General features: G+C 34.0%; 22 protein-coding genes. 11 read left to right on the forward strand and 11 right to left on the reverse strand.

The window, feature by feature from the left end; all coding sequences use genetic code 11:
- Positions 1-406 precede the first annotated feature (406 nt).
- The 10 genes from thrS (at position 407) to G3A47_RS21615 (ending at position 10,422) form a co-directional block, all read left to right on the forward strand.
- Entirely contained in the window at positions 407-2,353 is a 1,947-nt protein-coding gene (gene thrS / locus G3A47_RS21570) for a threonine--tRNA ligase (protein ID WP_166926224.1), read from the forward strand.
- Between the two features lie 22 nt (positions 2,354-2,375).
- On the forward strand, positions 2,376-2,927 hold the full coding sequence (gene infC / locus G3A47_RS21575; protein ID WP_072974136.1) for a translation initiation factor IF-3: 552 nt from the start codon (positions 2,376-2,378) through the stop codon (positions 2,925-2,927).
- Between the two features lie 98 nt (positions 2,928-3,025).
- The gene (gene rpmI, locus G3A47_RS21580) at positions 3,026-3,223 is read left to right on the forward strand and encodes a 50S ribosomal protein L35 (RefSeq protein WP_007810722.1); all 198 of its coding nucleotides are present in this window, start codon (positions 3,026-3,028) and stop codon (positions 3,221-3,223) included.
- Positions 3,224-3,402: 179 nt separating this feature from the next.
- The gene (rplT, locus tag G3A47_RS21585) at positions 3,403-3,747 is read left to right on the forward strand and encodes a 50S ribosomal protein L20 (protein ID WP_007810721.1); all 345 of its coding nucleotides are present in this window, start codon (positions 3,403-3,405) and stop codon (positions 3,745-3,747) included.
- 150 nt (positions 3,748-3,897) lie between these two features.
- The gene (locus G3A47_RS21590) at positions 3,898-4,470 is read left to right on the forward strand and encodes a Crp/Fnr family transcriptional regulator (protein ID WP_166926226.1); all 573 of its coding nucleotides are present in this window, start codon (positions 3,898-3,900) and stop codon (positions 4,468-4,470) included.
- A gap of 79 nt (positions 4,471-4,549) precedes the next feature.
- Positions 4,550-4,984 (forward strand): carboxymuconolactone decarboxylase family protein, encoded by a 435-nt coding sequence (locus G3A47_RS21595; RefSeq protein WP_166926228.1) that lies wholly within the window; start codon positions 4,550-4,552, stop codon positions 4,982-4,984.
- A 166-nt stretch (positions 4,985-5,150) separates the two neighbouring features.
- Complete coding sequence (locus G3A47_RS21600; RefSeq protein WP_243860540.1) at positions 5,151-6,878, forward strand: tetratricopeptide repeat-containing sensor histidine kinase; 1,728 nt, start codon at positions 5,151-5,153, stop codon at positions 6,876-6,878.
- A gap of 7 nt (positions 6,879-6,885) precedes the next feature.
- Positions 6,886-8,646 carry a tetratricopeptide repeat-containing sensor histidine kinase gene (locus G3A47_RS21605; RefSeq protein WP_166926229.1) on the forward strand — a complete coding sequence of 587 codons (1,761 nt, stop codon included), beginning with the start codon at positions 6,886-6,888 and terminating at the stop codon, positions 8,644-8,646.
- Positions 8,647-8,658: 12 nt separating this feature from the next.
- Entirely contained in the window at positions 8,659-9,327 is a 669-nt protein-coding gene (locus G3A47_RS21610; RefSeq protein WP_166926231.1) for a response regulator transcription factor, read from the forward strand.
- Positions 9,328-9,618: 291 nt separating this feature from the next.
- Positions 9,619-10,422, forward strand: a complete 804-nt coding sequence (locus tag G3A47_RS21615) for an endonuclease/exonuclease/phosphatase family protein (protein WP_166926233.1) — start codon at positions 9,619-9,621, stop codon at positions 10,420-10,422.
- Between the two features lie 3 nt (positions 10,423-10,425).
- Here G3A47_RS21615 and G3A47_RS21620 read toward each other — a convergent pair whose 3' ends face one another.
- The 11 genes from G3A47_RS21620 to tgt form a co-directional block, all read right to left on the reverse strand.
- The gene (locus G3A47_RS21620) at positions 10,426-11,685 is read right to left on the reverse strand and encodes an asparagine synthetase B (RefSeq protein WP_166926235.1); all 1,260 of its coding nucleotides are present in this window, start codon (positions 11,683-11,685) and stop codon (positions 10,426-10,428) included.
- Positions 11,686-12,017: 332 nt separating this feature from the next.
- Complete coding sequence (locus G3A47_RS21625; RefSeq protein WP_166926236.1) at positions 12,018-12,683, reverse strand: response regulator transcription factor; 666 nt, start codon at positions 12,681-12,683, stop codon at positions 12,018-12,020.
- A gap of 113 nt (positions 12,684-12,796) precedes the next feature.
- Complete coding sequence (locus tag G3A47_RS21630; RefSeq protein WP_243860542.1) at positions 12,797-13,621, reverse strand: sensor histidine kinase; 825 nt, start codon at positions 13,619-13,621, stop codon at positions 12,797-12,799.
- 614 nt (positions 13,622-14,235) lie between these two features.
- Positions 14,236-15,006 carry a hypothetical protein gene (locus G3A47_RS21635; RefSeq protein ID WP_166926238.1) on the reverse strand — a complete coding sequence of 257 codons (771 nt, stop codon included), beginning with the start codon at positions 15,004-15,006 and terminating at the stop codon, positions 14,236-14,238.
- 584 nt (positions 15,007-15,590) lie between these two features.
- Complete coding sequence (locus G3A47_RS21640) at positions 15,591-16,079, reverse strand: hypothetical protein (RefSeq protein WP_166926316.1); 489 nt, start codon at positions 16,077-16,079, stop codon at positions 15,591-15,593.
- Between the two features lie 164 nt (positions 16,080-16,243).
- Complete coding sequence (locus tag G3A47_RS21645; protein WP_166926239.1) at positions 16,244-16,597, reverse strand: hypothetical protein; 354 nt, start codon at positions 16,595-16,597, stop codon at positions 16,244-16,246.
- Positions 16,598-16,794: 197 nt separating this feature from the next.
- The gene (gene dnaB, locus G3A47_RS21650; RefSeq protein ID WP_166926241.1) at positions 16,795-18,339 is read right to left on the reverse strand and encodes a replicative DNA helicase; all 1,545 of its coding nucleotides are present in this window, start codon (positions 18,337-18,339) and stop codon (positions 16,795-16,797) included.
- A gap of 140 nt (positions 18,340-18,479) precedes the next feature.
- Positions 18,480-19,433 (reverse strand): acetyl-CoA carboxylase carboxyltransferase subunit alpha, encoded by a 954-nt coding sequence (locus G3A47_RS21655; RefSeq protein ID WP_166926242.1) that lies wholly within the window; start codon positions 19,431-19,433, stop codon positions 18,480-18,482.
- A gap of 112 nt (positions 19,434-19,545) precedes the next feature.
- A complete protein-coding gene (locus tag G3A47_RS21660; RefSeq protein ID WP_166926244.1) occupies positions 19,546-20,433 on the reverse strand; it encodes a DMT family transporter in 888 nt (295 codons plus the stop codon).
- Entirely contained in the window at positions 20,420-21,508 is a 1,089-nt protein-coding gene (locus G3A47_RS21665; protein WP_166926245.1) for an LptF/LptG family permease, read from the reverse strand. The genes G3A47_RS21660 and G3A47_RS21665 overlap by 14 nt, the downstream gene beginning before the upstream one ends.
- Before the next feature lie 99 nt (positions 21,509-21,607).
- Positions 21,608-22,738 carry a tRNA guanosine(34) transglycosylase Tgt gene (tgt, locus tag G3A47_RS21670; protein ID WP_166926247.1) on the reverse strand — a complete coding sequence of 377 codons (1,131 nt, stop codon included), beginning with the start codon at positions 22,736-22,738 and terminating at the stop codon, positions 21,608-21,610.
- An 895-nt stretch (positions 22,739-23,633) separates the two neighbouring features.
- Here tgt and G3A47_RS21675 point away from each other — a divergent pair.
- On the forward strand, positions 23,634-24,494 hold the full coding sequence (locus G3A47_RS21675) for a polysaccharide deacetylase family protein (RefSeq protein ID WP_166926249.1): 861 nt from the start codon (positions 23,634-23,636) through the stop codon (positions 24,492-24,494).
- Positions 24,495-24,856 lie beyond the last annotated feature (362 nt).

Below are 24,856 nucleotides of genomic sequence, written 5' to 3' on the forward strand. Positions count from 1 at the left end.
GCATTACTTTTTTTAGAACTTTCCTTTCTGTTGACATAATTAATTGGATTGTAGTCAACCTTTTTCAGGACAAGACATATATACAACAAACCCAACAGGTTTTGAAAACCTGTCGGGTTATCGTTGATTAATAAAAGAATCTAACGATAAACCTATTCCACACCTACAACAGAAAGAGATCGGAATTAAATCTTTCATCCCAAAACACCCATAGCCTACCGGATATACACAAACAAAGAAACCACAACAGCTAAACAAGGATCACATTAATCAAAACTATCACCCATCCTTACTACTATATTAAAATCCCAAAATCTTATCTACTCATATATACATATAAAGTTCTACTTACATATTGTAAGTGTTTTTGTAATGCGCTATATTTGCATTCACAAAATTATAAACAATGATTAAGATTACTTTACCCGACGGGTCAATTAGAGAGTTTGCCTCAGGCGTAACTCCGATGGAGGTTGCTAAGAGCATTAGTGAAGGATTTGCAAGAAACGTGATTTCTGCGTCTTTTAATGGTACAACAATAGAAACCGAAACTCCATTGACGACCGACGGTAGTCTTATTTTATATACCTGGAATGATGCGGAAGGAAAAAAAGCTTTCTGGCATTCGACTTCTCACGTAATGGCACAAGCGCTTGAGGAACTTTACCCTGGAATTAAACTAACTCTTGGGCCAGCGATCTCAAACGGGTTTTACTATGATGTAGATTTTGAAGACCAAAAGATAACTGATGCTGATTTCAAAAAAATTGAAGATCGCGTTCTTGAAATTTCAAGAGGAAAACATGAATTCAAAATGCGCCCGGTTAGTAAAGCCGATGCGTTAGAAATGTATAAAGACAACGTTTACAAAACAGAATTGATTTCTAACCTTGAAGACGGGACTATTACATTCTGTGACCATTCTACATTTACTGATTTATGCCGTGGTGGACATATTCCAAATACCGGAATTATAAAAGCGATGAAAATCATGAGCGTTGCAGGTGCTTACTGGCGTGGTGACGAGAAGAACAAACAGTTGACTCGTGTTTACGGAACTTCTTTCCCTAAACAAAAAGACTTAACTGAGTATCTTGAACTTCTGGAAGAAGCCAAACGTCGTGACCACCGTAAACTTGGTAAAGAGCTTGAATTGTTTGCTTTCTCACAGAAAGTCGGACAAGGTTTGCCTTTATGGTTACCAAAAGGCGCAGCACTTAGAGATCGTTTAGAGCAATTTTTAAAGAAAGCCCAAAAGAAAGCCGGATACGAACAAGTAGTAACTCCACATATTGGACAAAAAGAGCTTTATGTTACTTCCGGTCACTATGCGAAATATGGTGCAGATAGTTTTCAGCCAATCAATACTCCTGCCGAAGGGGAAGAGTTTTTATTGAAGCCTATGAACTGTCCTCACCACTGTGAGATTTATAATGTAAGACCTTGGTCATATAAAGATCTTCCTAAGCGTTATGCTGAATTTGGTACTGTATATAGATATGAGCAATCCGGTGAATTACACGGATTGACTCGTGTAAGAGGGTTTACTCAGGACGATGCTCATATTTTCTGTACTCCGGAACAATTGGACGAAGAGTTTAAAAAAGTAATTGACTTAGTATTGTACGTATTTGGTTCATTAGGCTTTGAGAACTTCACAGCTCAAATTTCATTGAGAGATCAGGAAAACAGAGAGAAATACATTGGTTCTGACGAAAACTGGGAGAAAGCCGAAAATGCGATTATCAACGCTGCAGCAGACAAAGGATTGAATACCGTAGTAGAATATGGCGAGGCTGCTTTTTATGGTCCGAAGCTTGACTTTATGGTAAAAGATGCTTTAGGCAGACAATGGCAATTGGGTACTATTCAGGTGGATTACAACTTACCTGAGCGTTTTGAATTGACTTACAAAGGCGCTGATAACGAATTACATAGACCTGTAATGATTCACAGAGCTCCTTTCGGATCTATGGAACGTTTCATAGCTATTTTACTAGAGCATACTGCAGGAAATTTCCCACTATGGCTAATGCCTGAGCAGGCTATTATCTTGTCTTTGAGCGAGAAATACGAAAAATATGCTAAAAAAGTTTTAGATTTGCTAGAAAATCACGAAATTCGCGCCCTAATTGACAACCGAAGCGAGACTATTGGTAAGAAAATCAGAGATGCAGAAATGCAAAAAATACCGTTTATGCTTATTGTAGGTGAGGAAGAGGAGAAAAACGGAACGATTTCTATTCGTCGCCACGGTCAAGAAGGAAAAGGAAATAGTACAGTTACAATTGATGAATTTGTCGCTATTGTAAACGAAGAAATAAAAAAGACATTAAAAGTTTTTACAGTTTAACTTAAATTATAAAGTCATAGCAATAAGAAGCAACAGAGGTTACCAACCTCGAGTAGAAAAAAAAGATGCACACAGAATAAACAATAACATTCGTGGTGTGCAAGAAGTAAGGTTAGTAGGCGAGAACATCGAACCAGGTGTATTTAAGCTTGCTGAAGCTTTACGTTTAGCGGATCAATTCGAATTGGATTTGGTTGAAATTTCACCAAATGCTGAGCCGCCGGTTTGTAAAATCATGGATTACAAGAAATTTGTTTACGAACAAAAGAAACGTGATAAGGTTTTAAAAGCTAAGTCAACGCAAGTTGTAGTAAAAGAAATTAGATTTGGTCCTCAAACGGATGAGCATGATTACGAATTTAAAAGAAAGAATGCGGAGAAGTTCCTAAAAGAAGGAGCAAAACTAAAAGCATTCGTTTTCTTTAAAGGTCGTTCTATCATCTATAAAGATCAAGGTCAGATTTTATTATTGCGTTTGGCAACCGATTTAGAAGAACATGGTAAAGTAGAAGCGATGCCTGTTTTAGAAGGAAAGAGAATGATCATGTTCATTGCTCCGAAGAAGAAGAAATAGTTTTCAGTTTTGAGTCTCAGTAAACAGTTCAATACTGAGACTTTAAACCTGAAACTAAAAATATAAGTAAGTAAGAATAAATTAAAACACTAGGAAAAATGCCTAAAATGAAAACAAAATCTAGCGCCAAGAAACGTTTCAAAGTTACTGGTTCTGGAAAGATTAAAAGAAAGCATGCTTTTAAAAGTCACATCTTGACTAAAAAATCTAAAAAACGTAAATTAGCTTTGACACACTCAGCGCTAGTTCACTCAACAGATATGAAAAGCATTAAACAACAATTAAGAATTATCTAATAATTGTAAAATGTAAAATGTATGTCGTAAAATGTTTTTAACATTGTACAGTATACAAACTACAATATACAATATAAAGATTTTCTTTCGGTTAAAAATTATTTATATAACCTTGGAGTATGGCCATTAAGTTCCTTTGATTTAATTCAGGACGCCTGCTACAAAAACACATTAAAATTATGCCAAGATCGGTAAATTCAGTTGCTAAAAGAGCAAGAAGAAAAAAAATAATGAAGCAAGCCAAAGGTTTCTTTGGTAGACGTAAAAACGTTTGGACAGTTGCTAAGAATGCGGTAGAGAAAGCAATGTGCTACGCTTACCGTGACAGAAAACAGAATAAAAGAAATTTCCGTGCTTTATGGATTCAACGTATCAACGCTGGAGCTAGATTAGAAGGAATGTCTTATTCTCAATTCATGGGTAAAGTTAAAGCTAACGGAATCGAATTGAACCGTAAAGTTCTTGCAGATTTAGCTATGAACCACCCTGAAGCTTTCAAAGCAATACTTAACAAAGTAAAATAAACGTTTTATAAACTCAATTTAGATTTACTTACTTATCATAGAAAAACCAGTCAATTGACTGGTTTTTTGTTTTAATACAGATCTCAAAAAATCTCTCTTTCACAAACTAAAATTAAGAAGTACATTTATACAAAAGAAAAATAAAGCAGCATGTCCCAACCTCTTCTTGACCATATAGCAAAATTTATAACATTAGAACCTTCAGAGATCGATACTCTGGAATCTTGCTTAAGTATGTCTAAAATAAAGAAGAAAGAACATCTATTGCAAGAAGGTCAGGTTTGCAACACTAGCTACTTCATTGTAAAAGGATGCATGCGACAATACATTATTAACTCAAAAGGAACTGAACAAACGCTGCAATTTGGAATTGAAAACTGGTGGCTTACTGATTATTTAAGTTATCATAGTCAGATTCCATCACATTTTTATATTCAGGCGGTTGAAAATTGTGAAATCATTGCAATTGAAAAACCCGTACTTGAATCACTATTCATTCAGATACCTAAACTGGAACGGTACTTTAGAATCGTTTCTCAGAAATCTTTCGGAGCGGCACAGATGCGTATCAAGTTTTTATTTACCATGTCGGCCGAAGAAAGGTATCATCATTTCAACAACCTGTTTCCCGAATTTGTACAACGTGTCCCTCAGTATATGCTTGCCTCCTATCTGGATTTCTCTGCTGAGTTTATGAGTAAAATCAGAGCCGGAAAAATCTAATCACCCTTTCTTGAACTACTTCAAGTTTTTTAAAGCAGTTATAATCGAACTTTGTATCAAACTTTAAAAAACAAGTACAATGAAACCAAGAATCGTTATTCCCAAAGCAGCTCCGGAAGCTTATCAGGCCATGTTAGGTTTAGAAAAATACATCGCTTCAACATCACTTACTCCGATTCACAAAGAATTAATCAAAATTAGGGCCTCCCAAATCAATGGCTGTGCATACTGCATCAATATGCACACCACGGATGCCCGTAAACTTGGACTTAGCGAACAGCGTATTTATTTACTAAGTGCATGGCGTGAGGCTGATGTTTACTCCGAAGAAGAACAAGCTATCTTAGCATTAACAGAGGAAGTCACTCTAATAAGCAATCATGTTTCTGAAGAAGTATATCAAAATGCTGCAAAGTTTTTTGATGAAAAATATCTTGCCGAAATTATAATGATGATCATCACTATCAATGCCTGGAACAGGATTGGAATTACTACAGGTCTGAGAGCTGTATAATTTTAAAGATAATTTTTACAAAAAAATACTAATGCAAACCCTCACCACTGAGGGTTTGTTTGTATCTAACTGTATATGAGAAATCAATTTCACGCATTTGAAAAAAAACACAAAATACCGTATTTATACGTGTTGTCATTTTATAGAATTTTCTATTTTTGGCGCAATGATACCACAAAGAATACAAACTTACCTCACTCTATTCCTTACCCTGCTTGTTTTCTCTTCTTGTCAAAAGAAGTCGGTTGTCATCTCAAAAAAAGCTAAAACCGAAACTGAAGTTCGACCACTTATTACAACAGCTGATCAATTTAAGACAAACAAGCAACTTGACAGTGCCTTCTTCTATTATAATAAAGCCAAAATTAATTGCAATCCGGCTGTGCATAGTAACGATTATGCCTATTGCGTAATGAACATGGCCGAAATACAACAAACTTTGGGCGATTATCTCGGGAGTGAAACTACCATAACCAAAGCACTGCCTCTTTTAAAAAATCTAAAGAATCCTGATTCTCTCTGGAAAATCTATACTATACTTGGTACCAGCTATAGCAACATTTACAATTACGATGATGCTCTTTCGTACTTTTATAAAGCGTTACATTTAAAGACTGACTTCATAAAAAAGCTAGCTACAAAAAACAATATTGGAGCCGTTCTGATAAAACAGAAAAAATATGATGCCGCCTTGCAAATTTTAGTGCCATTAAGTATAACCAAAACCACTCTCGAAAATCGGGAGTATTATTCTAAAATACTTGACAACATTGGTTTTTGTCATTTTAAACTTGGAAAAGATGATGCGTTGCTGTATTATACTAAAAGTCTGGAACTAAAGTCTGAAATAAACGACAGTTATCAATTGAGCAAAATCTATTATCATCTTGCTGAATACTATCAAAAACGCAATCTGCCTTTATCAATAAAATATGCCCAATTAAGTTACGCTAAATACAGTGCTTCAGATTGTACAGATAATACACTAAAAGCCCTTGCCTTTCTTATAAAAAACGATTCCGGTAAAGAACTAGAGCAGAATGCCATTACCTATGTAACATTGACAGACAGTATTTCTGAAATAAAACAGAAGGCAAAAAACTTATTTGCAAGAATTAAATACGATTCTAAAAAAGAAAAAGATGAAAACTTAAAGCTCAAAGTCGAAAAAATCAAAAATGAGCTTCAACTGGAAGAGCAAGAAACAAAAAATAATATCTCTTACATCATCATTTTGCTGACTTTGGTTCTTATCCTTATTTTGTATTTCTACCTGAGTTCAAGAACCAATCGAGAAAAACTAAAAGCCACTTATCACAGCGAAACCCGCATTTCAAAAAAATTACATGACGAACTTGCTAATGATGTTTATCATGCCATGGCTTTTGCAGAAAACAGAGATCTTTCAATAACAGAAAACAGAAACAATTTAATAAATAACCTTACTGATATCTATTCCCGAACCACGGATATTTCAAAAGAGGACTGCCCAATCTTAACCGATATCAATTACATCTTTTCGCTAAAAAATATGATTTCGGGATTTAACACTTCAAATGTAACCCTTGTCCTAAATGGTTTAGATACCATTCTGTGGGACGAAATTGACAAGACAACAAAAATAGCAATCTACAGAATCCTACAAGAGTTGCTCGTTAATATGAAAAAACACAGTAAGGCAACCTTAATTGACATTACAATAAAAAAGACAGCTGATACTATCCTAATTAATTACGGCGATAATGGACAGGGTATTGATCTCAAAAAAATAGGATTTAAAAATGGACTGCAAAATATAGAAAATAGAATTTCTACTGTAAAAGGAAGTGTTACTTTCAACTCCAACCCAAAAGAAGGCTTTAAAGTTTTTATTAAACTCCCATTACACCACTAATAAAAACATGAATATTTCTACAAAAGGATGTCCGTTAAAGCATCTTCTATTAAAAATAATTATTCTGGTATCGGTTAGTCTAACTGTACAATCCTGCAAGAGAGAGGACCGTGTTAGTCCCAAAAAAGACTCTCATATTACTCAGATCAGGAAAATTATGGACACTGCAGATGTTTTATTAGACACTAAAAAAAGAGAAAGTGCCTACTATTACTTCAATAAGGTCCTGCCTTTGATTGATCCCAAAAAAAATCCGGACGAATTTGTTTACACCTTGATGTGTATGGCAGAAATACAGCAGTTTGAAGGTAATTCCTTTAAAAGCGAGTTTTATCTAACTAAGACTATGCCTTACTTAGAACAAACAACAGATCGCGAATACAAATGGTCGGTGTATACGATTATGGCTAAAAACTATCATACTACTTATGACTTAAAAAATGCTCTTTTGTATCATAAAAAAGCATTGAGCCACACCTCCACTACTTCAAAAAGGAATCAAACCTTACACAATATAGCATTGGTATATTGTGATCAGAAAGAATACGATACTGCGATAAAAATATATTTACCACTACTTGCAAAAGACAATACAAATACAGAAAATTTAGATCTCAGTAAAAAAAATTATGCCATGCGATTAAACGATCTTGGGCATTGTTACTACAAAACTCAAAATCCTAAAGCATTAGACTGTTTTAATGAAAGCTTAAAAATTAACCGGCAAATTAAAAATCAGGAAGGAACAATGTTCAATCATTGGTTTATTTCTCTTTATTATTTCGAAAGCAATCCAGAATACGCTTACAAACATATTAAGCAGGCTTATGCTATCTCTTGCCAAAATAATTACACAACAAAAAGAATCAAATATTTAAGCGCTCTTGTAAAATGCAGCCACGGATCTGAACAAAAAAAGTACACTCTCGCTTATATACATCTATCAGATAGCATTAAGGAGATGAGATTACGAACAAAAAATCAATTTTCTCAAATTAAATATAATTCGAAACTTGATAAAGCAGAAAATTTACAACTCAAAACTCAAAAGGCAGAAAACCAATTGCAACTCGAACGAGAGAAAAACCGCAATATAATTTCCTATATCCTTATCTTATTCATTCTGATTCTTATATTATTTCTTTCTCTTTATTTAATTATAAAAGGGAGGAGAGAAAAAAGCGATGCCATTTATGATAGCGAAATGCGCATCTCAGCAAAATTAAAAAATGAGCTTTCCAACAACATTTACAATGTGATTTTATTTGTAAGCAATGAAAATCTGGAAATCGAGGAGAACAAAGAACAGTTACTAAACCATTTAGAAGTTATCTATTCCCGCACCAGAAACATTTCAAAGGAAAACAGCAGTATTTTAACCAATGAGAATTATACTTTCGTTTTAAAAGAAATGATTTCTGAATTTAAAACGCAGGACATTAACATTTTTGTCAGTGGTTTAGATACCATTCCGTGGAAACAAATAGACAAAAACAAGAAAATAATTCTCTACAGGGTGCTTCAAGAGTTATTTGCCACTATGAAAACCCATAGCAAAGCCACTCTGGCCAGTTTAACTTTTAAAATAAAAGATAAAAAATTAATCGTAACTTACGCAAATAATAGCGTTGGGACTACAAAAAACAACACCGCTCTAAAAAATAGACTACAAAATATGGAAAGCCGTATAAAAACTATCAACGGAACTCTTATTTTTGACGCTTATTCTCAAAGCGGGTTTAAATTAAGTTTTACCTTTCATTTATAAAAAATAGAAATTATGTTTAAAAAAGTTTTAGTTGCCGAAGATTTAGACAGCATAAGCATAACAGTTATTAAGGTTTTGGAAGATTTAAATATCCCGATCATTGATCATGTAAAATATTGTGATGATGCCCTATTAAAAATAAAAAAAGGGATAGCCGAAAAAGCACCATATGATTTAATTATAAGCGATTTATCTTTTAAGTCCGATCACAGGAAAGTAAAATTATCTTCCGGAGAAGAACTTATAGTTGCCATAAATAAAGTACAGCCTACGATAAAGAAAATTATATTCTCAATAGAAGACAAATCGTATCGCATACAATCTCTTTTTAAAGATCTAGCCATTAATGCTTATATCTCAAAGGGAAGAAATAGTATTGACGAACTAAAAAAGGCAATTGAAAGAACTTTCAAAAATGAAGAAAATATAGTATCGTCTAATTTATCTATCAGTTTTAATGACAAAGCGGTCATTGAAATAGAAGTTTATGACATTTCGATTCTAAAACTTCTGGCAAAAGGTTTTACTTTAGAAAACATTTCAAACGAATTCAAAAACCTGTCGATTACTCCGAACGGCACTAGCAGCATTGAGAAAAGAATCAATAAATTAAAAACATTCTTTAAAGCCAACAACAATGTGCATTTAATCGCTATTGCAAAGGATCTTGGTTTAATATAATTTCCATTTTATTTACGGCTTTCCTTATCCCAAAATAAGACTATCAAAGGACAGCTCTATTTTTTACTTATAGTTTATTTCGCCTTTTTATCAGAGAAAGCAGTGCGACTAAAAGTACAATAGAACATCATTTTTATCCCTATTCTTTTTGTTCTATAAACAATAGTTATAGCTTGAGCATTAAAAAACAGATTTACAAGACATTAAAAAAACTTATCTATGGTATTTTTTTTTCTCTTTTTAACAAAGTGACAAATTATAGAATACTATATTTGATGCTTTCCCTTCCTCATGAAAAATATTCTCAGCCTTCTTGTTCTGTTCGTCACTTTTCAGTCCTTTTCTCAGATAAAAATTCTATCGTGGAATATAGAGAACTTTGGAAAATCAAAAACAGCATCTCAATTAGATTTTATTGCCAATACAGTTCGTGACTATGATATTATCGCCGTTCAGGAAGTTGTAGCGGGTTATGGGGGTGCGCAGGCGGTAGCCAAATTAGCCGGTGTCCTGAATAAAAAAGGTTCAAAATGGGATTATCGCATTAGTGATCCTACGAGTGGTAACAGTTATAAAAAAGAGCGCTATGCTTTTATCTGGAAACTCAATAAAGTTCAATTGAAAGGAAATGCCTGGCTTGAAAAAAAATACGGTCCGCAAATTGATCGTGAGCCCTATTTTGCCAGTTTTGAAATTAACAAAAAAACAATCACAGTAGTAAACTTTCATGCCATTACCAAAAGTAAACAACCAGAAACAGAAATAAAATATTTTAAATTTTTACCGGAACAGTACCCCAATCTAAACTTAATTTTTGCCGGTGACTATAATTGCCCACAGTCGCATACTGTTTTTAATCCTTTAAAAAAAATGGGGTATGCTCCTGTTTTTCAAAATCAAAAAACCACTTTAAAACAAAAGTGCAAGGGAGAAACCTGCTTAGCATCAGAATTTGATAATATATTTTATAGCACCAATACCTTATCACACCACAATTCGGGAGTGATTTTGTTTTACAAAAGATTTAATTCCTTAAAAGAGGCTCGAAAAATATCGGATCACATTCCTGTCTGGATGGAATTCTCCGTCAAATAAATTTTATGTTTTCAACTTTTTCTTTCTCGCAGCAGGAAAAAGCACATTATTTAAAATCAATCGGTAACCCGGAGAATTGGGGTGCAGGTCCAGAACGGTTGGCGGATCTCCAACCTGATGCTGAAAATCCTCAGGATCATGGCCTCCAAAAAAGGTAAACATTCCTTTTCCTTTCTCGCCGTGAATGTATCTTGACTCCCCGTTAAGTTCACAAACCCCCATCACTAAAACGTTCGATTTTATTAAAGCGGAATCAAAAGAAGTAGTCTGTCCCATGAACCCTTTTACCAATTGCGTATGATTCTGACATAACATACTCGGAATTGGATCCCACTTTGCAGAAAATTCCATCAGTGAGAAGTAATCTTTTTCCATTGGAACCCTACGCTTGGAGGTCATGTCAATATCTGAAAACTCATATACTTCAGGTTTTCTTTCTAATGTAAAATTTTTAAAGGCAAATGAATTTGAATAATTCAGTTTTGACTGATAATTGGGTTCGCTGGCATCACCATCAAACATTGCTTCACAAATATCAACTCCGTCTGCAGAAAGCGCAATATCAAAACTATCGGTTGCCGAACACATGGCAAACATAAACCCTCCGCCTATCACAAAATCACGTATTTTTTTTGCAACAGCTCCTTTTTCCTGTGATACTTTGGGGTAACCTAATTTAGCCGCCAATGCTTCTGCATCACTTTTTTGATCAATGTACCAGGGTGTATTTTTATAAGCAGCATAAAATTTACCGTACTGACCTGTAAAATCTTCATGATGCAAATGCAACCAATCATAAAGAAGCAATTGATCACTCAAAACTTCCTCATCGTAAATTGGTGTAAAAGGTATTTCGGCATACGTTAAAACTAAGGTTACGGCATCGTCCCAAGGTTGTTTTCCTTTTGGCGTATACACCGCAATTTTTGGTGCTTTCTCCAACACAACCGATTCCATATTTTGTGATGGACTCGAAATCTCGTTTAAAATTGAAGCTTCTTCGGCATCTGAAATTATTTCAAAACTAACTCCTCTAATTTTACATTCTTTGCGTATTTCCTCTGCATCGGGCAATAAAAAAGAACCTCCGCGATAATTCAGTAACCAGCTGGCCTTGTAATCTTTACTCAGACACCAGTAGGTAATTCCGTAAGCTTTCAGATGATTTTGTTGTGTAGATTCATCCATCGGCAATAGGATAAACGAAGCCTTAGCAGTTAATGAAAACAGAAGTACAACAATATAAACTAAGCTTTTATTCATCAGAAAATTATTTTAGTAAAGATATAAAGGAAGCAGTAAAAAACACAATTGCCTAACCAATTTATTCCGCTCCCCACGCAAAATCAGGAAACTGTAAAAAGAATAACAAAATCACGTAAAAACACCTGTATTTTAACAATTCTTTCTATTTAAATTTGTTCACCAAAATAACCATTTTTTACTATATCGATGAAGCTTTTAACTATGAAATCCAATGAAGGTAACAATAAGCAAAAGAAAATAAATATAATACGAAGAATAGGTATTTGTGCTCTTATTCTAACTATAATTCTATATTACGTTTTATCTATTCAGTTTTTAGCAAGCTAAACTTAAATGGTTAAAACTGCAATTTCATTTTGAATTGCATATACTACTAATCCGGCAATATTTCTGGATTCTGTTTTTAGCAATAAATTATTGCGGTGTCCTTCTACAGTTCTTGGACTTAAAAAAAGTTGATCTGCAATTTCAGAAGTTGTTTTTTGCAGACAAATAAGTTGTAGAATTTCTATTTCCCTAGGTGACAAAAACCCGGTTTCTAAGTTAGATTTATTATTTTTTGAAGAAATGATAGTATCCTGAATAGTCCTTAAAACAGTCTGACTGTAGTAAAACCCTTTTCGCGCTACTTCATTAATAGTATGGATTAAATCCTTTGGTGTGGTATTTTTTATGAGGTATGCAACGGCGCCCACCTGTATCATATTAGCGATAAATGATTTTGTATCATAGCTCGTTAAAGCAATTATCTTAATCTCCGGATAGGTTTTGCGAATAATTTTGGTGGCTTCAACCCCATTTAAAACAGGCATTTTCAGATCCATGACAATAATATCGGGTCTTACCTCATTGTCTTCTAAGCAAAAAATCAGATCTTCTCCATTTGAAGCTTCGAAAATAATTTCAATATTATCCTCCTTTTGCAGTAAAAAAGAAATTCCTTTCCGAAATAAAACTTCATCATCGACTAAAGCAATTTTAATAGCGTTACTCATTTTTTACTAGATTTGGGCGTTTTTAGTATACCGAAATTACAAAATATGCTTTGAAAAACAGCGAAAAGCCTGTACTTATTGGAAAAAAAATGCTTTTTATTTCAAAATAGACATTAAAAAGTAAAGATTACCGCAATACCACTGCCAATTTGAGAGTCAATTTTGATTGTTCCGTTAAGAAAAGACACCCGACTGTCGATGTTTTTCATACCAAGTCCATTTTGATTTTCTAATTTCCCGATATCAAAACCGACTCCATTATCTTCATAATGGCAAACATACATCTCATTTTCAATTTTAAAAGCAATTTTTATTTCATTGGCCTTTCCATGTCGCAGCGAATTATTCATTAATTCCTGCAAAATTCGAAAAACATGTAAATGGCGATCCATATCATTATGATCAAACTCAATTTCATTTTGATAACATACCTTAACAACTTTACAGCTTTCGAATTCTTCACACAATTCTTCAACTGCTGCATGAAGTCCAAATTTTTCGAAAACCGGTGGCAGTAAATTATGCGCAATCTTTCTTGAATTCTCTAAGGCCTTTGTCGTTAGATTGATAATATTTCCGGTAATTTCTAAAGTTTCTTTTTCTGTTAAATTGGGAGCCCTTAATAAATGGCTGTTTAAAGATACTATATTCAGTTTAGAACTAATATCATCATGCAAATCCAGTGCTATTCGTTTACGCTCTTCTTCCTGAGTAAGGATTACAGCAAGCAATTGTTCTTTTTGATAATGAATTTCTAAGTTTTTCTTTTCTACTTCTTCTTCTATGATTTTTTTCCTTGAAAAATAGAAAAATACGACCAAAGCGATTGCCATCAACATCAAAAAAAGCGATGTGTACAATATTATGATCACAATCTCTTTTTCAGGAATTGAAATTATACTTCCGGAAACCATTAAAATTTCATTTTTTTGAATCATTTATTTTGTACTCTACGAATCAAATGTATTGCATTTTACTTAATTTCAGACAGAACATCTCAAAAACTTAAAATAAAAATCTCTGTCAGATTTTTACCCTGACAGAGATTTTGTTTCCTGATTAAACTTCTTTATCACTCATTATCCACAGGATCAGAAAGATCACCCGATCGAAGACATGATTGCAAAAAACATAAATATCAGCTACTAGTCTTGACGTGTGTATTGTTTTTTAAATAACATTGCTTTGTCTAAACCTTTATTTTGAATCTTAAAATTAAGTAAAATGTATACTGTGAGATGTAAAATGTAAGATGTGAGATGTGAGATGTAAAAAGTAATGAGTTTTGCTCAGCTGATTACTATCTTACCTTATACAAACATATAGTTATGTCAGATCACTGAAATAGAGTAACCATATACCTAAATTCTAGTGATTTGCTTAATCTGCTATTAAAACATACGCCCTTTCAGACTAGCATATCACACTATACATTTTACATTTTACATTTTACATTTTACATCTTACAATATACATTTTACAGTATACATTTTACAGTATACATTTTACAGTATACATTTTACAGTATACATTTCACAACCAGCAACTTAAATTAATTAGAGGATTTACAATCTCCGTAGGGAGGACATGGGCGGACACCATCAAAAATGCTAACTGCAATATGAATATCGGCTCTTATTCCCTCTGTAAGCTCTCTTACGGCATTATTCTTGTCAAGCCCAATTAAAATAGTAGTCACCTTTCCTTTTGGATTAAGTCCAAAAAACAAACCAATGTTTGCTATATTTTCGTTCTCGACCATAGCCGCTATGACCTCCGCTTCTAAGCTAAAATGATAAAAACGTGCCCCTTCATAAGAAGTAACTTCGTCCAGATCAGTGACCGAATTTAATTTTTCCTGCCAGGCTTCTATACCTGCAAAAGCATCTTTGGGAAACAGTAAATGCTCCTCCACTACTTCTGATCTTCTCTCAGTTGTACTAACAGACAATTCAGTAAGTCTACTTAGCTTTTCTTCATAACCCGGTTCTTTTAACAGATTAGAATTAACAAATCCTAATTCTTTTCCGGACTTATCGACCCCGACTATACTAATCTGAATCGTATGGTCTTCATAGCCGAGAATAAATCGAACTTCGCTTATATTTGGTGTTTTTACCAACGCTCTCATTTCATCAATTGGGAACAAATAAGCGGTAACCTTCTTTTGGGAACTGGCAAATTTTGCATCGAGTTTTGCCGTTAACCAATTTTCCTTCTGTTCTGCAGACATGGACTTGTTTTCTTCCTGAACGTTTTCTTTTTGACATGAAGTCATAAAAAACAGTGCTAGCAGAGTAGCGCATAAAGTAATTTTTTTCATGGTTGATTTAGTTTTAAATGGGTTAAAATTTATAATAAAAACAACCCGTTGGGCGAAATTCAGATTTTGCTTTGTATTTTGAAATACGAAAGAAGTACTTGCTCAACGCTGATTAGACGTATTTACTTCTTAAAGCAGCAGGTATAAACTGATTTTTCTTTTGTTAACGTAATTGTAGCATTCCTTTTACCCGTTTTTAAGTAAACTGAATGTCTTATCTAGCTTGCAAAATCAGGTTTTTACTCGCTAAAACAATTTCATCCAATGGGGCACTAAAACATTTATTTCCTTTAAAAATATTACTAACTCTAAAAAAACAATTAAACAATATTTTCCAATACTGCCATCTCGGCTGTAGAAAACAAATAGGTAGTTCCCTACTTTTATGAACTGGCAAACTTAACATCCGGATTTACTGTTAGCCCATTTTCATTTTGTTCTGTTGACACAGCCTTGTTGTCTTCCTGAGCACTTTCTTTTTGGCATCAAGTCATAAAAAACAGCACCATCGTAGTGGTGCATAAAATATATTTTTTCATAGTTATTTTTTGTTTGTTAGTTAATAACAGAAATTCATTCCGTTTTCAGGGGTGTTCTTTTTTACAAAAACTCACTTTGCATTCGTACAAGTACAATAATTGCTGTACTACAACCAGTAAGGCATTCAACTGCCACGAAACATATTTAAAATCGTCGCTTAAATTCTCAGTCAAATTCCCTATTAAGTACAGAACAGTACTTGGTAGCATATAAATTATGATCCCTATTGTTATAAAATAATATATTTTTTGAGTCGCCAATTGATTATACAGATGCATCAACGCATAACAAACCAGTAAAAGTGAGGTAAGCGAAATGGCAAACAAGTTAAAATCAAACAACAAATTGTAATCATACACATACTGACAAGCGATTAAAAACAAAGCCAAGTACATACTAAACTGTACATATTTTATTTGTTTTTTGTTTGTAAAAAGTGATTTAAAAAACAATCCCAGTAAAATAAACTGTATTATAAAAAAGGTATTTACTATTATTAAATTATGAATGGCCAGTCTGTACAAGACTTCCATAGAAAATTGCATAATGCAGCTGGACACTATATACGCTACAAAAAAAGCATTAACTTTTTTCTTTCGAAAAAAGCTAATGCTGTAAAAAATGAGATTTAAAAATAGAACTACATAAACTAAGTATATTAAAAAATCATCCATATTTTTACATACTCTATTTAAAATCAATAAGGAGGGCTAGGACGAACACCGTCATAAACAACATCTCCGGTCGAGTCAAGACCTTTATTTGCCGTCGTTGGTGGTCCGTAAACATCTATGTATTTTCCGGTTTTTTCATCCAGTTTTGCTCCAACAAAAAGTAAAGTTTTTTCTTTTTGATCATTAATCCCGATATAAGCGCGAACCGCTTCGGCATCAAGTTGCAGAACCAATTCTAAACTTTCTCTCGGGATCAGAAAAGATTTTACTTTTTTGTCGTTGTCTTCAATGGTTTTGTCATCCTCGTATCTTTTCTCCCAAGCTTCAGCTGTAGCTAAAGGAATTTGAATAGGATTCGGAAAGGTTTCTTCATTCATAGTTTACAAATTAAAAATTAGTTAATAGTATTAGATTTGTTAAATGGTACTGCTAAACTACCGAATTAATTCTTATATAAGAAATATATTCGTATTAAATTGCGGTTGATAATTAGGTAACTATGAATTAAAAAAAAATCCTTACAAGTTGCTGAAACTCGTAAAGATTTTTTTACAATTTATTGATTTTGAACTAACTAAAACGGAACATCACTATCGTCATCATCCTCATTCAGGTTACTTCCAAATGCTTCATTAGGCGATGGCAGACTTTTAGTAGCGAACGGATTATCATCGTGATTCATCTTAGAAGGCAAATCATCATAACCTCCTGTAAAGTCTTCGAGGTTGTCAAACTTACCTAAATGTCCAAGGAATTTTAATCGTATATTTTCAAGTCCACCGTTACGGTGTTTGGCTATAATAAACTCAGCCTGACCAGCTGTAGAAGACTGTTCATCATCATCCCACTCCTCAATTTTATAATATTCCGGACGATAGATAAACGAAACGATATCCGCATCCTGCTCAATTGCTCCGGATTCACGAAGATCCGATAGTAAAGGTCTTTTACTGGAACCACGCGTTTCAACGGCACGGGATAACTGCGAAAGTGCAATTACAGGAACGTTCAACTCTTTTGCCAGTGCTTTTAAGTTTCGGGAAATAGTCGAGATTTCCTGCTCACGGCTTCCTCCGCCTTTTCCGTTTCCTCCTGCAGTCATTAACTGCAAATAATCAACGATGATTAATTTAATTCCATGTTGTGAGGCCAAACGACGGCATTTTGCACGTAAATCAAAAATAGATAACGAAGGTGTGTCATCAATAAACAACGGGGCCTTTTCTAAATCTTTTACTTTAGTACTCAATTGCTCCCATTCGTGTTTCTCTAGTTTACCTGTTCTTAATTTCTCGGAAGACAATCCTGTTTCTGACGAAATCAACCTGGTAATCAACTGTACCGACGCCATCTCCAGAGAGAATACAGCAACACCGTATCCGAAATCAATTGCCACGTTACGTGCCATAGAAAGTACAAACGCGGTTTTACCCATACCCGGACGAGCGGCTATAATAATTAAATCACTTGGCTGCCATCCCGATGTTACCTGATCTAATTTCTCAAAACCGGTCGCAACACCACTCAATCCTTCTTTTCCTGCAATTTCTTCAATACGTTTCTTGGCTTGTAAAACTAAACTCTGAGCCGTTTCGGAGCTTCGTTTAATATTCCCCTGCGTTACTTCGTATAATTTTGATTCTGCTTTATCCAGCAAGTCAAATACATCGGTCGTTTCATCATACGATTCTTCGATAATCTCAGAAGAAATGCGAATCAAACTTCTTTGAATAAATTTTTGAAGGATAATACGTGAGTGAAATTCAATATGCGCCGAAGAGGCAATTTTTTGCGTAAGCTGAATTAAATAAAAATCTCCTCCCGCTAAATCTAATTTTCCATTCTTTTTGAGCTGAGTCGAAACCGTTAATAAGTCAATCGGTTGTGTTTCAGTAAAAAGCTGCACAATAGCTTCAAAAATAAATTTATGCGCATCTTTATAAAAAGCATCAGCCTGTAAAATATCAATTACATCATCAACCCCTTTCTTATCAATCATCATCGCACCAAGAACAGCTTCCTCTAAATCAATAACTTGCGGAGGAAGTTTTCCTTTCTCTAAATTAATAATTGCGGTTTTATCTGCCTTTGCAGGGTATACATTTTTGAAATTTTCCATAAAGCGAAAATAGCAAAATTTAAAAAAAACAATGCTATTGAGTTATAACTATTAATTGTTTATAAATAAGTTTTTTTGTTGATAACCAAAAAAAAATCCGAAACGACAAGGCTTCGGATTTTAAATAATTTTGTAAGAATTTACTCCTTGAACTCCCCCATTTGACTATATTTGTCCATTCTTTGGGCAATTAAGTCGGCTGTTGATAAGTCTTTCAATTCATTATATCCTTTTGTAATATATTCTGCTACAGTTTTAAAAGTAGTTTCACGATCATAATGTGCACCTCCTAATGGTTCAGGGATCACATCGTCAACTAATTTTTGTTTTTTCATGTCTGATGAAGTCAATTTTAACGCATCAGCTGCACGCTCTTTGTATTCCCAGCTTTTCCATAAAATAGAAGAACATGATTCCGGAGAAATTACAGAATACCACGTATTTTCCAACATATATACCTTATCACCAACACCTATTCCTAAAGCTCCTCCAGAAGCACCTTCACCCACGATAATAGTGATAATTGGCACTTTTAAGCGAACCATTTCGAAAATATTTCTGGCGATAGCTTCTCCCTGACCTCTTTCTTCCGCTTCTAATCCAGGATAAGCACCCGGAGTATCTACCAAGGTTAAAACCGGAATACCAAATTTCTCTGCCATTTTCATCAAACGCAAAGCTTTACGATATCCTTCCGGGTTTGCCATACCAAAATTACGGTACTGACGTGTTTTAGTATTAAAACCTTTTTGCTGACCGATAATCATGAAAGATTGTCCATTAATCTTACCTAAACCGCCCACCATGGCTTTGTCATCTTTAAAATTTCTGTCTCCATGAAGTTCTAAAAAAGTTTCGCCACAGATTGCTCTGATATAATCTAAAGTATACGGTCTGTTCGGATGTCTCGACAATTGTACACGTTGCCAAGCCGTAAGGTTTTTGTATATTTCTTTCTTAGTTTGTTCTAGTTTCTTGTTGATTTCCTTACAAGTTGGCGTAACATCAACGTCAGATTCTTTTCCAATTATAACGCACTTTTCTAACTGTTCTTCAAGTTCTTTTATTGGAAGCTCAAAATCTAAATATTCCATGGATTTTTGAATTTTGTTTGTAAATCGAACCGCAAATATAAAAATATTATATCATTGGAAGAATTAAATATTGTTTAATGTATAAAAATGTAATTTAAAAATAAGTAAAATATTACTCTTCTTTCTTATTTTGATAGTGTTTAAAGACGCCATTTAAAATAACTGTAATCACAATTATTATGGCTCCGATATAAAATTCAGTACTCATTTTTTCTTTTCCTCCAAGAATAAAATAAGCCAGGATAATTCCGTAAACAGGCTCTAAGTTAGTAGTCAGCATCACGGTATATGGCGTTAATCGCTGCATTACTTTTACAGAAGCAGTAAAAGCATAAGCTGTGCATACGGATGCTAAAACGAGTATTAAAATCCAGTTGTTGAATGACATTGAAAAAAAATCGGCATTAAATTTTCCAGTACATAAAAAATAAACGGAAATAAAGAAAACACCAGCTCCAAATTCATAAAAAGTAATTACTGAAGGCTCATGATCGGCAATTAATTTACCGTTCATCAACGTAAACAATACGCCCAGAATTATAGACGCGAGAGCATAATAGACTCCGTGTAAATATTTGATTTCTACCTGTAAAATCAAAGCCAATCCACCAATGATTATAAGTCCGAAAAAAACTTCATACCATAATATCTTACGACCGAAAAAGATGGGTTCCAGTAAAGAGGCAAAAAAAGCTCCAAGAGAAAATATAGATAGCGTGATCGAAACATTGGAAATATGAATCGCTTTAAAAAAGAAGATCCAATGCAGGGCGATCAAAAGTCCGACAAAAATTAGTTTAAAAAACTCTTTTACCGGAACCTGAAAAGATTGTTTTTTATAAGCAATAAAAAAACCTAGAAAAACACCGGCAAGAAGCATTCTGTACCAAACCAAATTCTCGGCATCAATGGTAATTAAAGCACCTAAAATGGCTGTAAAGCCCCAGATAAAAACAATTAAATGTAAATTTAAGTAACTTTTTAAATTATCGTTTCGCATTACGTAATAGGTAAACCGCCAGAATTCCGAAAACTATATTCGGGAACCAGACAGCAAATAAAGGTGAGAAAGTAGATTTTTCGGCCAGGGTTCCGAATATTTTATCAAAAAACACGAAAGAAAACGCAATTGCAATTCCAATAGCCAGATTGGTTCCCATCCCTCCACGACGTTTCATCGAAGAAACCGCCACGGCAATAATGGTTAAAATAAAGGCCGATACCGGAACACTGTATTTTTTATAAAGTACTACTAAATACGTATTTATATTCCCGGAACCACGTTTTTTCTCTTTGTCAATAAATTGGTAAAGTTTGCCCAGACTTAATGTTTCTGCGATATAAACTACAGGCGTTAAATCCTCTAACTCAAATTTGAAGGCTACATTTTTCTCAGGGACTTTTTCAATAACATCATTTAATTCGCCTACCGTCCTTTTAGTGTAATCGTACAAAGTATAAATTTTCTTTTTCGGATCCCATTTGATACGACTTGCCGTAATTTTATACGTCAGCATATCTTTATCAAAATGCTCTAATGTAAAATTAAACGCTGTTTTAGACTCTTCATTAAAACTATTGACATAGATAAAATCATTATCATTAATTTGTCTGAATACGTTCGTATTTTCTCCACGCATCAGCTGTTTTCCATTTCCTTTGAGATAGGTATATCTAAAATTATTAAACCCTTCACTGGCCGCAGGAACAATAAAAAAACCCATCAATAACACAAAAACAGACACTATACTGGCGCCGATAATATACGGCCTCAAGAATCGGCTAAACGAAATACCCGAACTCAAAATAGCAATAATCTCGGTATTATTTGCCAATTTTGAGGTAAACCAGATCACCGATAAAAACAAAAATATCGGGAATAGTGAATTAGCAAAATAGACGGTAAAATTGTAGTAATAGATTGCAATATCCGTAAACGGAACTTTGTTCTCCAACATTTTATTTACCTTTTCAGAAACGTCAATTACGATTCCGATTGGGATAAATAAGAGTATCATCACCGAAAAAGTGGCTAAATATCTTTTTAAAATATACTTGTCTATTATCGTCAGCATATATTTTTTTTAGTTTGAAAGATTTTTGCTTCAGGTTTCAAGTTTCAGGTTACTTTAAGAAGACCTGAAACTTGAAACCAAAAAAACTTGAAACTCTTTTTAAAGTCTTTGACTCATATTTTTAACCATCATTTCTTTCCAAGGTCTGAAATCTCTGGCTAAGATATGTTTTCTGGCTTCACGAACCAACCACATATAAAAACCAAGATTATGAATCGTTGCAATTTGTTTCCCTAAATATTCGTTAGCAGCGAACAAGTGACGTAAATAGGCCTTTGTATACTCTGTATCTACAAAAGTATGTCCCATCTCATCGATTGGAGAAAAATCAGCTTCCCATTTTTTATTTTTGATATTGATCGTTCCGTTTGCTGTAAACAACATTCCGTTTCTTGCATTACGCGTTGGCATCACACAATCGAACATATCAATTCCTAATGCGATATTCTCTAAAATATTAATCGGAGTTCCCACTCCCATTAAATAACGCGGTTTGTCTTCCGGAAGGATTTCACAAACTACTTCTGTCATCGCATACATTTCTTCAGCAGGTTCTCCTACTGACAATCCGCCAATAGCATTTCCTTGTTGCCCGGCATTTGCAATATATTCTGCAGATTGACGACGCAAATCTTTATAAGTACTTCCCTGAACAATCGGAAAAAACGTTTGTTCGTACCCGTATTTATAAGGAACTTTATCTAAATGGTTGATGCAACGATCTAACCAACGGTGCGTCATGTGCATCGAACGTTGTGCGTATCTGTAATCGCAAGGATATGGCGTACATTCATCAAAAGCCATAATGATATCGGCTCCAATGCTACGTTGAATTTCCATTACACTTTCCGGTGAAAAAAAGTGATAACTTCCGTCAATATGTGATTTAAACTTTACTCCTTCTTCTTTGATCTTTCTGTTATTAGAAAGCGAGTACACCTGATATCCTCCGGAATCAGTCAAAATATTACGATCCCAATTCATAAATTTGTGCAATCCACCTGCTTTTTCAAGAATTTCAGTCTGTGGACGTAAATATAAATGGTACGTGTTTCCGAGAATAATATCGGGATTAATATCGTCTTTTAGCTCTCTTTGGTGCACACCTTTAACCGATGCAACAGTACCAACAGGCATAAAAATAGGAGTTTCAATAACTCCGTGATCTGTAGTAATACTTCCCGCTCTTGCTTTTGATTGCGGATCTCTTTGTAATAAATCAAACTTCATATAGGCGTTTTTCAGTCGGCAAAGATAGGCTAATTTGAGGAAAATTTAATCACAAAACAGAATATCCTTTTTTGAGGTGTATAAAACGGATTTGCTTTGTACAAACACTTATAAAAGTTGGCTATATTTCATTCTTTTGTTCTTCAAAAATTCATCTGATAGAATAACTGACTACCTGAAGCAGTTTATTGGATGTGGTGCGTAAAAATCATATTTAACACATAGAAACATAGATTTTACTTAAAAAAAGAAGAGGTTCACTAAATTTGTTTTGCGAATCAATGCATAAGATTAGGAAATCTTTTTATATGAATTAGCCTAAAGAGGGTATGTCTTTTTTTTGAATTTTTGATTGGCCTGTATCAATTGCCTCCAGTTTTTAACTGGAGGTAAAGAATTGATTAATAACAAAGAGGCTTTAGCCAAACTCTTTGAAGGTTCGGCTAAAGCCTTTATCCCCTTCTTAATAAACAACCTCCAGTTAAAAACTGGAGGCAATTCAAATAAAACTTACATTATTCGCATTCGAATTACAAGTAAATAAAGTGATCAACTAGCAACTTGAATTAATTAGTGAAACGCCTTTTTATAAATTCCTACAAACTATGTTCCTATGTGTTAAAAATTAAGCATAACTAACGCGGGTTGCTTTATTTTCTTAAACATTCTCACTACAAGTCCCTCTAAACAAGCGCAACAAAACAGCTCAACAGCAAGACTACTACCATCAAGGAATTATTATTCTGCGAAAAAAAAATCAAAATCTAGTAGAAAAATTAAATTTCAAAAGCAATTCATCCTAAAAAAATCAGGAATTCGTTATAATTTAAACTTTAACAATCTTGCGCGAAAAATCGACTAAATTTGAAACACAAAATTGAACATAACTACCACAATGAACTTATCGCAAAAACTAGGATATCCGCCAGACACTAAATTATTACTAATACATGCGGACGATGCCGGATTAGCACATTCTGAAAATCGTGCTACTATACAAGCACTTGAAGCAGGAATAGTCAATTCTTGCAGCATCATGATCCCTTGCCCGTGGTCTTTTGAAATGGTTAACTATGCCAAAAACAATCCTCAATTCGATTATGGAGTTCACCTGACTCTCACCTGTGAATGGGAAGACTACAAGTTTGGCCCCGTTGCTCCTCTTTCAGAAGTTTCCTCATTGACAGACCAAAACGGTCACTTTTACAAAACCAGAGCTGATTTTTTCAACAATGCAAAAGCGGAAGAAGTAGAAAAAGAACTTCGTGCTCAAATCGAGAGAGCATTACATTTTGGTTTACAACCTACACATCTCGACTCTCATATGTGCAGCGTTGGCGTATCTCCTGAGTTTTTAGAACTATACAAAAGCCTTGGTAAAGAATACAACTTGCCCGTTTTACTGAATAAAACTTTTATCGAATCTGTCAACTTAACAAAAGAAAGTTTCGATTTTGAAAATGATATACTGGCAGAGCATCTTCATATTGGCCATTTTGATTATTTTATAAAAAACGAACAAAAAAATTATTACAGTTCTGCTCTGGACACTATGCCATCAGGATTCAATATTATTCTGATACACCCGGCTTTTGATGATACTGAAATGCAGGCTATAACCAAAAACCATCCCAATTTTGGTTCTGAGTGGAGACAAATAGACTTTGACTATTTTACCAGTGAAGAATGCAGAACTAAACTTAAAGAAAACAACATACAACTAATCACCTGGAAAGAAATACAAAAAATTATTTGATTTTCTAATTGAAGAATAATTCCATTCGTTGAGCACAATTGCTTCGTCAATTCGCTTTATTCGGGTCGCAAAAAATATAATTAACACATAGAAACATAGATTTTCTTTCCGCAAAAAAGAGCGCAAAAAGAGAAACACATTTCTGTCACATAGCTAAAGTATGAGGTCTTCGACTTCGCTCAGACTGACAATTGAGATTTTAAGCAAGTCAAGCACCTTTCATTTTTAAAACTATGCCTCTATTTGGTAAAAAATTGCACCCAACAGATTTAAACCTTACTCCATTACGCTTTTATATCATTTAAAGCATTGAAATACAGGTTTCGGATTACTCAAACAGCTATCAATCTATTATCATATTT

Source organism: Flavobacterium poyangense (assembly GCF_011751075.1).
GTDB classification, from domain to species: domain Bacteria; phylum Bacteroidota; class Bacteroidia; order Flavobacteriales; family Flavobacteriaceae; genus Flavobacterium; species Flavobacterium poyangense.

Bases quoted from the DNA above. Each gene is read 5' to 3' on its own strand.
- thrS (WP_166926224.1), top strand. From the start codon at position 407: ATGATTAAGATTACTTTACCCGACGGGTCAATTAGAGAGTTTGCCTCA.
- rpmI (WP_007810722.1), top strand. From the start codon at position 3,026: ATGCCTAAAATGAAAACAAAATCTAGCGCCAAGAAACGTTTCAAAGTT.
- rplT (WP_007810721.1), top strand. From the start codon at position 3,403: ATGCCAAGATCGGTAAATTCAGTTGCTAAAAGAGCAAGAAGAAAAAAA.
- G3A47_RS21590 (WP_166926226.1), top strand. From the start codon at position 3,898: ATGTCCCAACCTCTTCTTGACCATATAGCAAAATTTATAACATTAGAA.
- G3A47_RS21595 (WP_166926228.1), top strand. From the start codon at position 4,550: ATGAAACCAAGAATCGTTATTCCCAAAGCAGCTCCGGAAGCTTATCAG.
- G3A47_RS21600 (WP_243860540.1), top strand. From the start codon at position 5,151: ATGATACCACAAAGAATACAAACTTACCTCACTCTATTCCTTACCCTG.
- G3A47_RS21605 (WP_166926229.1), top strand. From the start codon at position 6,886: ATGAATATTTCTACAAAAGGATGTCCGTTAAAGCATCTTCTATTAAAA.
- G3A47_RS21610 (WP_166926231.1), top strand. From the start codon at position 8,659: ATGTTTAAAAAAGTTTTAGTTGCCGAAGATTTAGACAGCATAAGCATA.
- G3A47_RS21615 (WP_166926233.1), top strand. From the start codon at position 9,619: ATGAAAAATATTCTCAGCCTTCTTGTTCTGTTCGTCACTTTTCAGTCC.
- G3A47_RS21620 (WP_166926235.1), bottom strand. From the start codon at position 11,685: ATGAATAAAAGCTTAGTTTATATTGTTGTACTTCTGTTTTCATTAACT.
- G3A47_RS21625 (WP_166926236.1), bottom strand. From the start codon at position 12,683: ATGAGTAACGCTATTAAAATTGCTTTAGTCGATGATGAAGTTTTATTT.
- G3A47_RS21630 (WP_243860542.1), bottom strand. From the start codon at position 13,621: ATGATTCAAAAAAATGAAATTTTAATGGTTTCCGGAAGTATAATTTCA.
- G3A47_RS21635 (WP_166926238.1), bottom strand. From the start codon at position 15,006: ATGAAAAAAATTACTTTATGCGCTACTCTGCTAGCACTGTTTTTTATG.
- G3A47_RS21640 (WP_166926316.1), bottom strand. From the start codon at position 16,079: ATGGAAGTCTTGTACAGACTGGCCATTCATAATTTAATAATAGTAAAT.
- G3A47_RS21645 (WP_166926239.1), bottom strand. From the start codon at position 16,597: ATGAATGAAGAAACCTTTCCGAATCCTATTCAAATTCCTTTAGCTACA.
- dnaB (WP_166926241.1), bottom strand. From the start codon at position 18,339: ATGGAAAATTTCAAAAATGTATACCCTGCAAAGGCAGATAAAACCGCA.
- G3A47_RS21655 (WP_166926242.1), bottom strand. From the start codon at position 19,433: ATGGAATATTTAGATTTTGAGCTTCCAATAAAAGAACTTGAAGAACAG.
- G3A47_RS21660 (WP_166926244.1), bottom strand. From the start codon at position 20,433: ATGCGAAACGATAATTTAAAAAGTTACTTAAATTTACATTTAATTGTT.
- G3A47_RS21665 (WP_166926245.1), bottom strand. From the start codon at position 21,508: ATGCTGACGATAATAGACAAGTATATTTTAAAAAGATATTTAGCCACT.
- tgt (WP_166926247.1), bottom strand. From the start codon at position 22,738: ATGAAGTTTGATTTATTACAAAGAGATCCGCAATCAAAAGCAAGAGCG.
- G3A47_RS21675 (WP_166926249.1), top strand. From the start codon at position 23,634: ATGAACTTATCGCAAAAACTAGGATATCCGCCAGACACTAAATTATTA.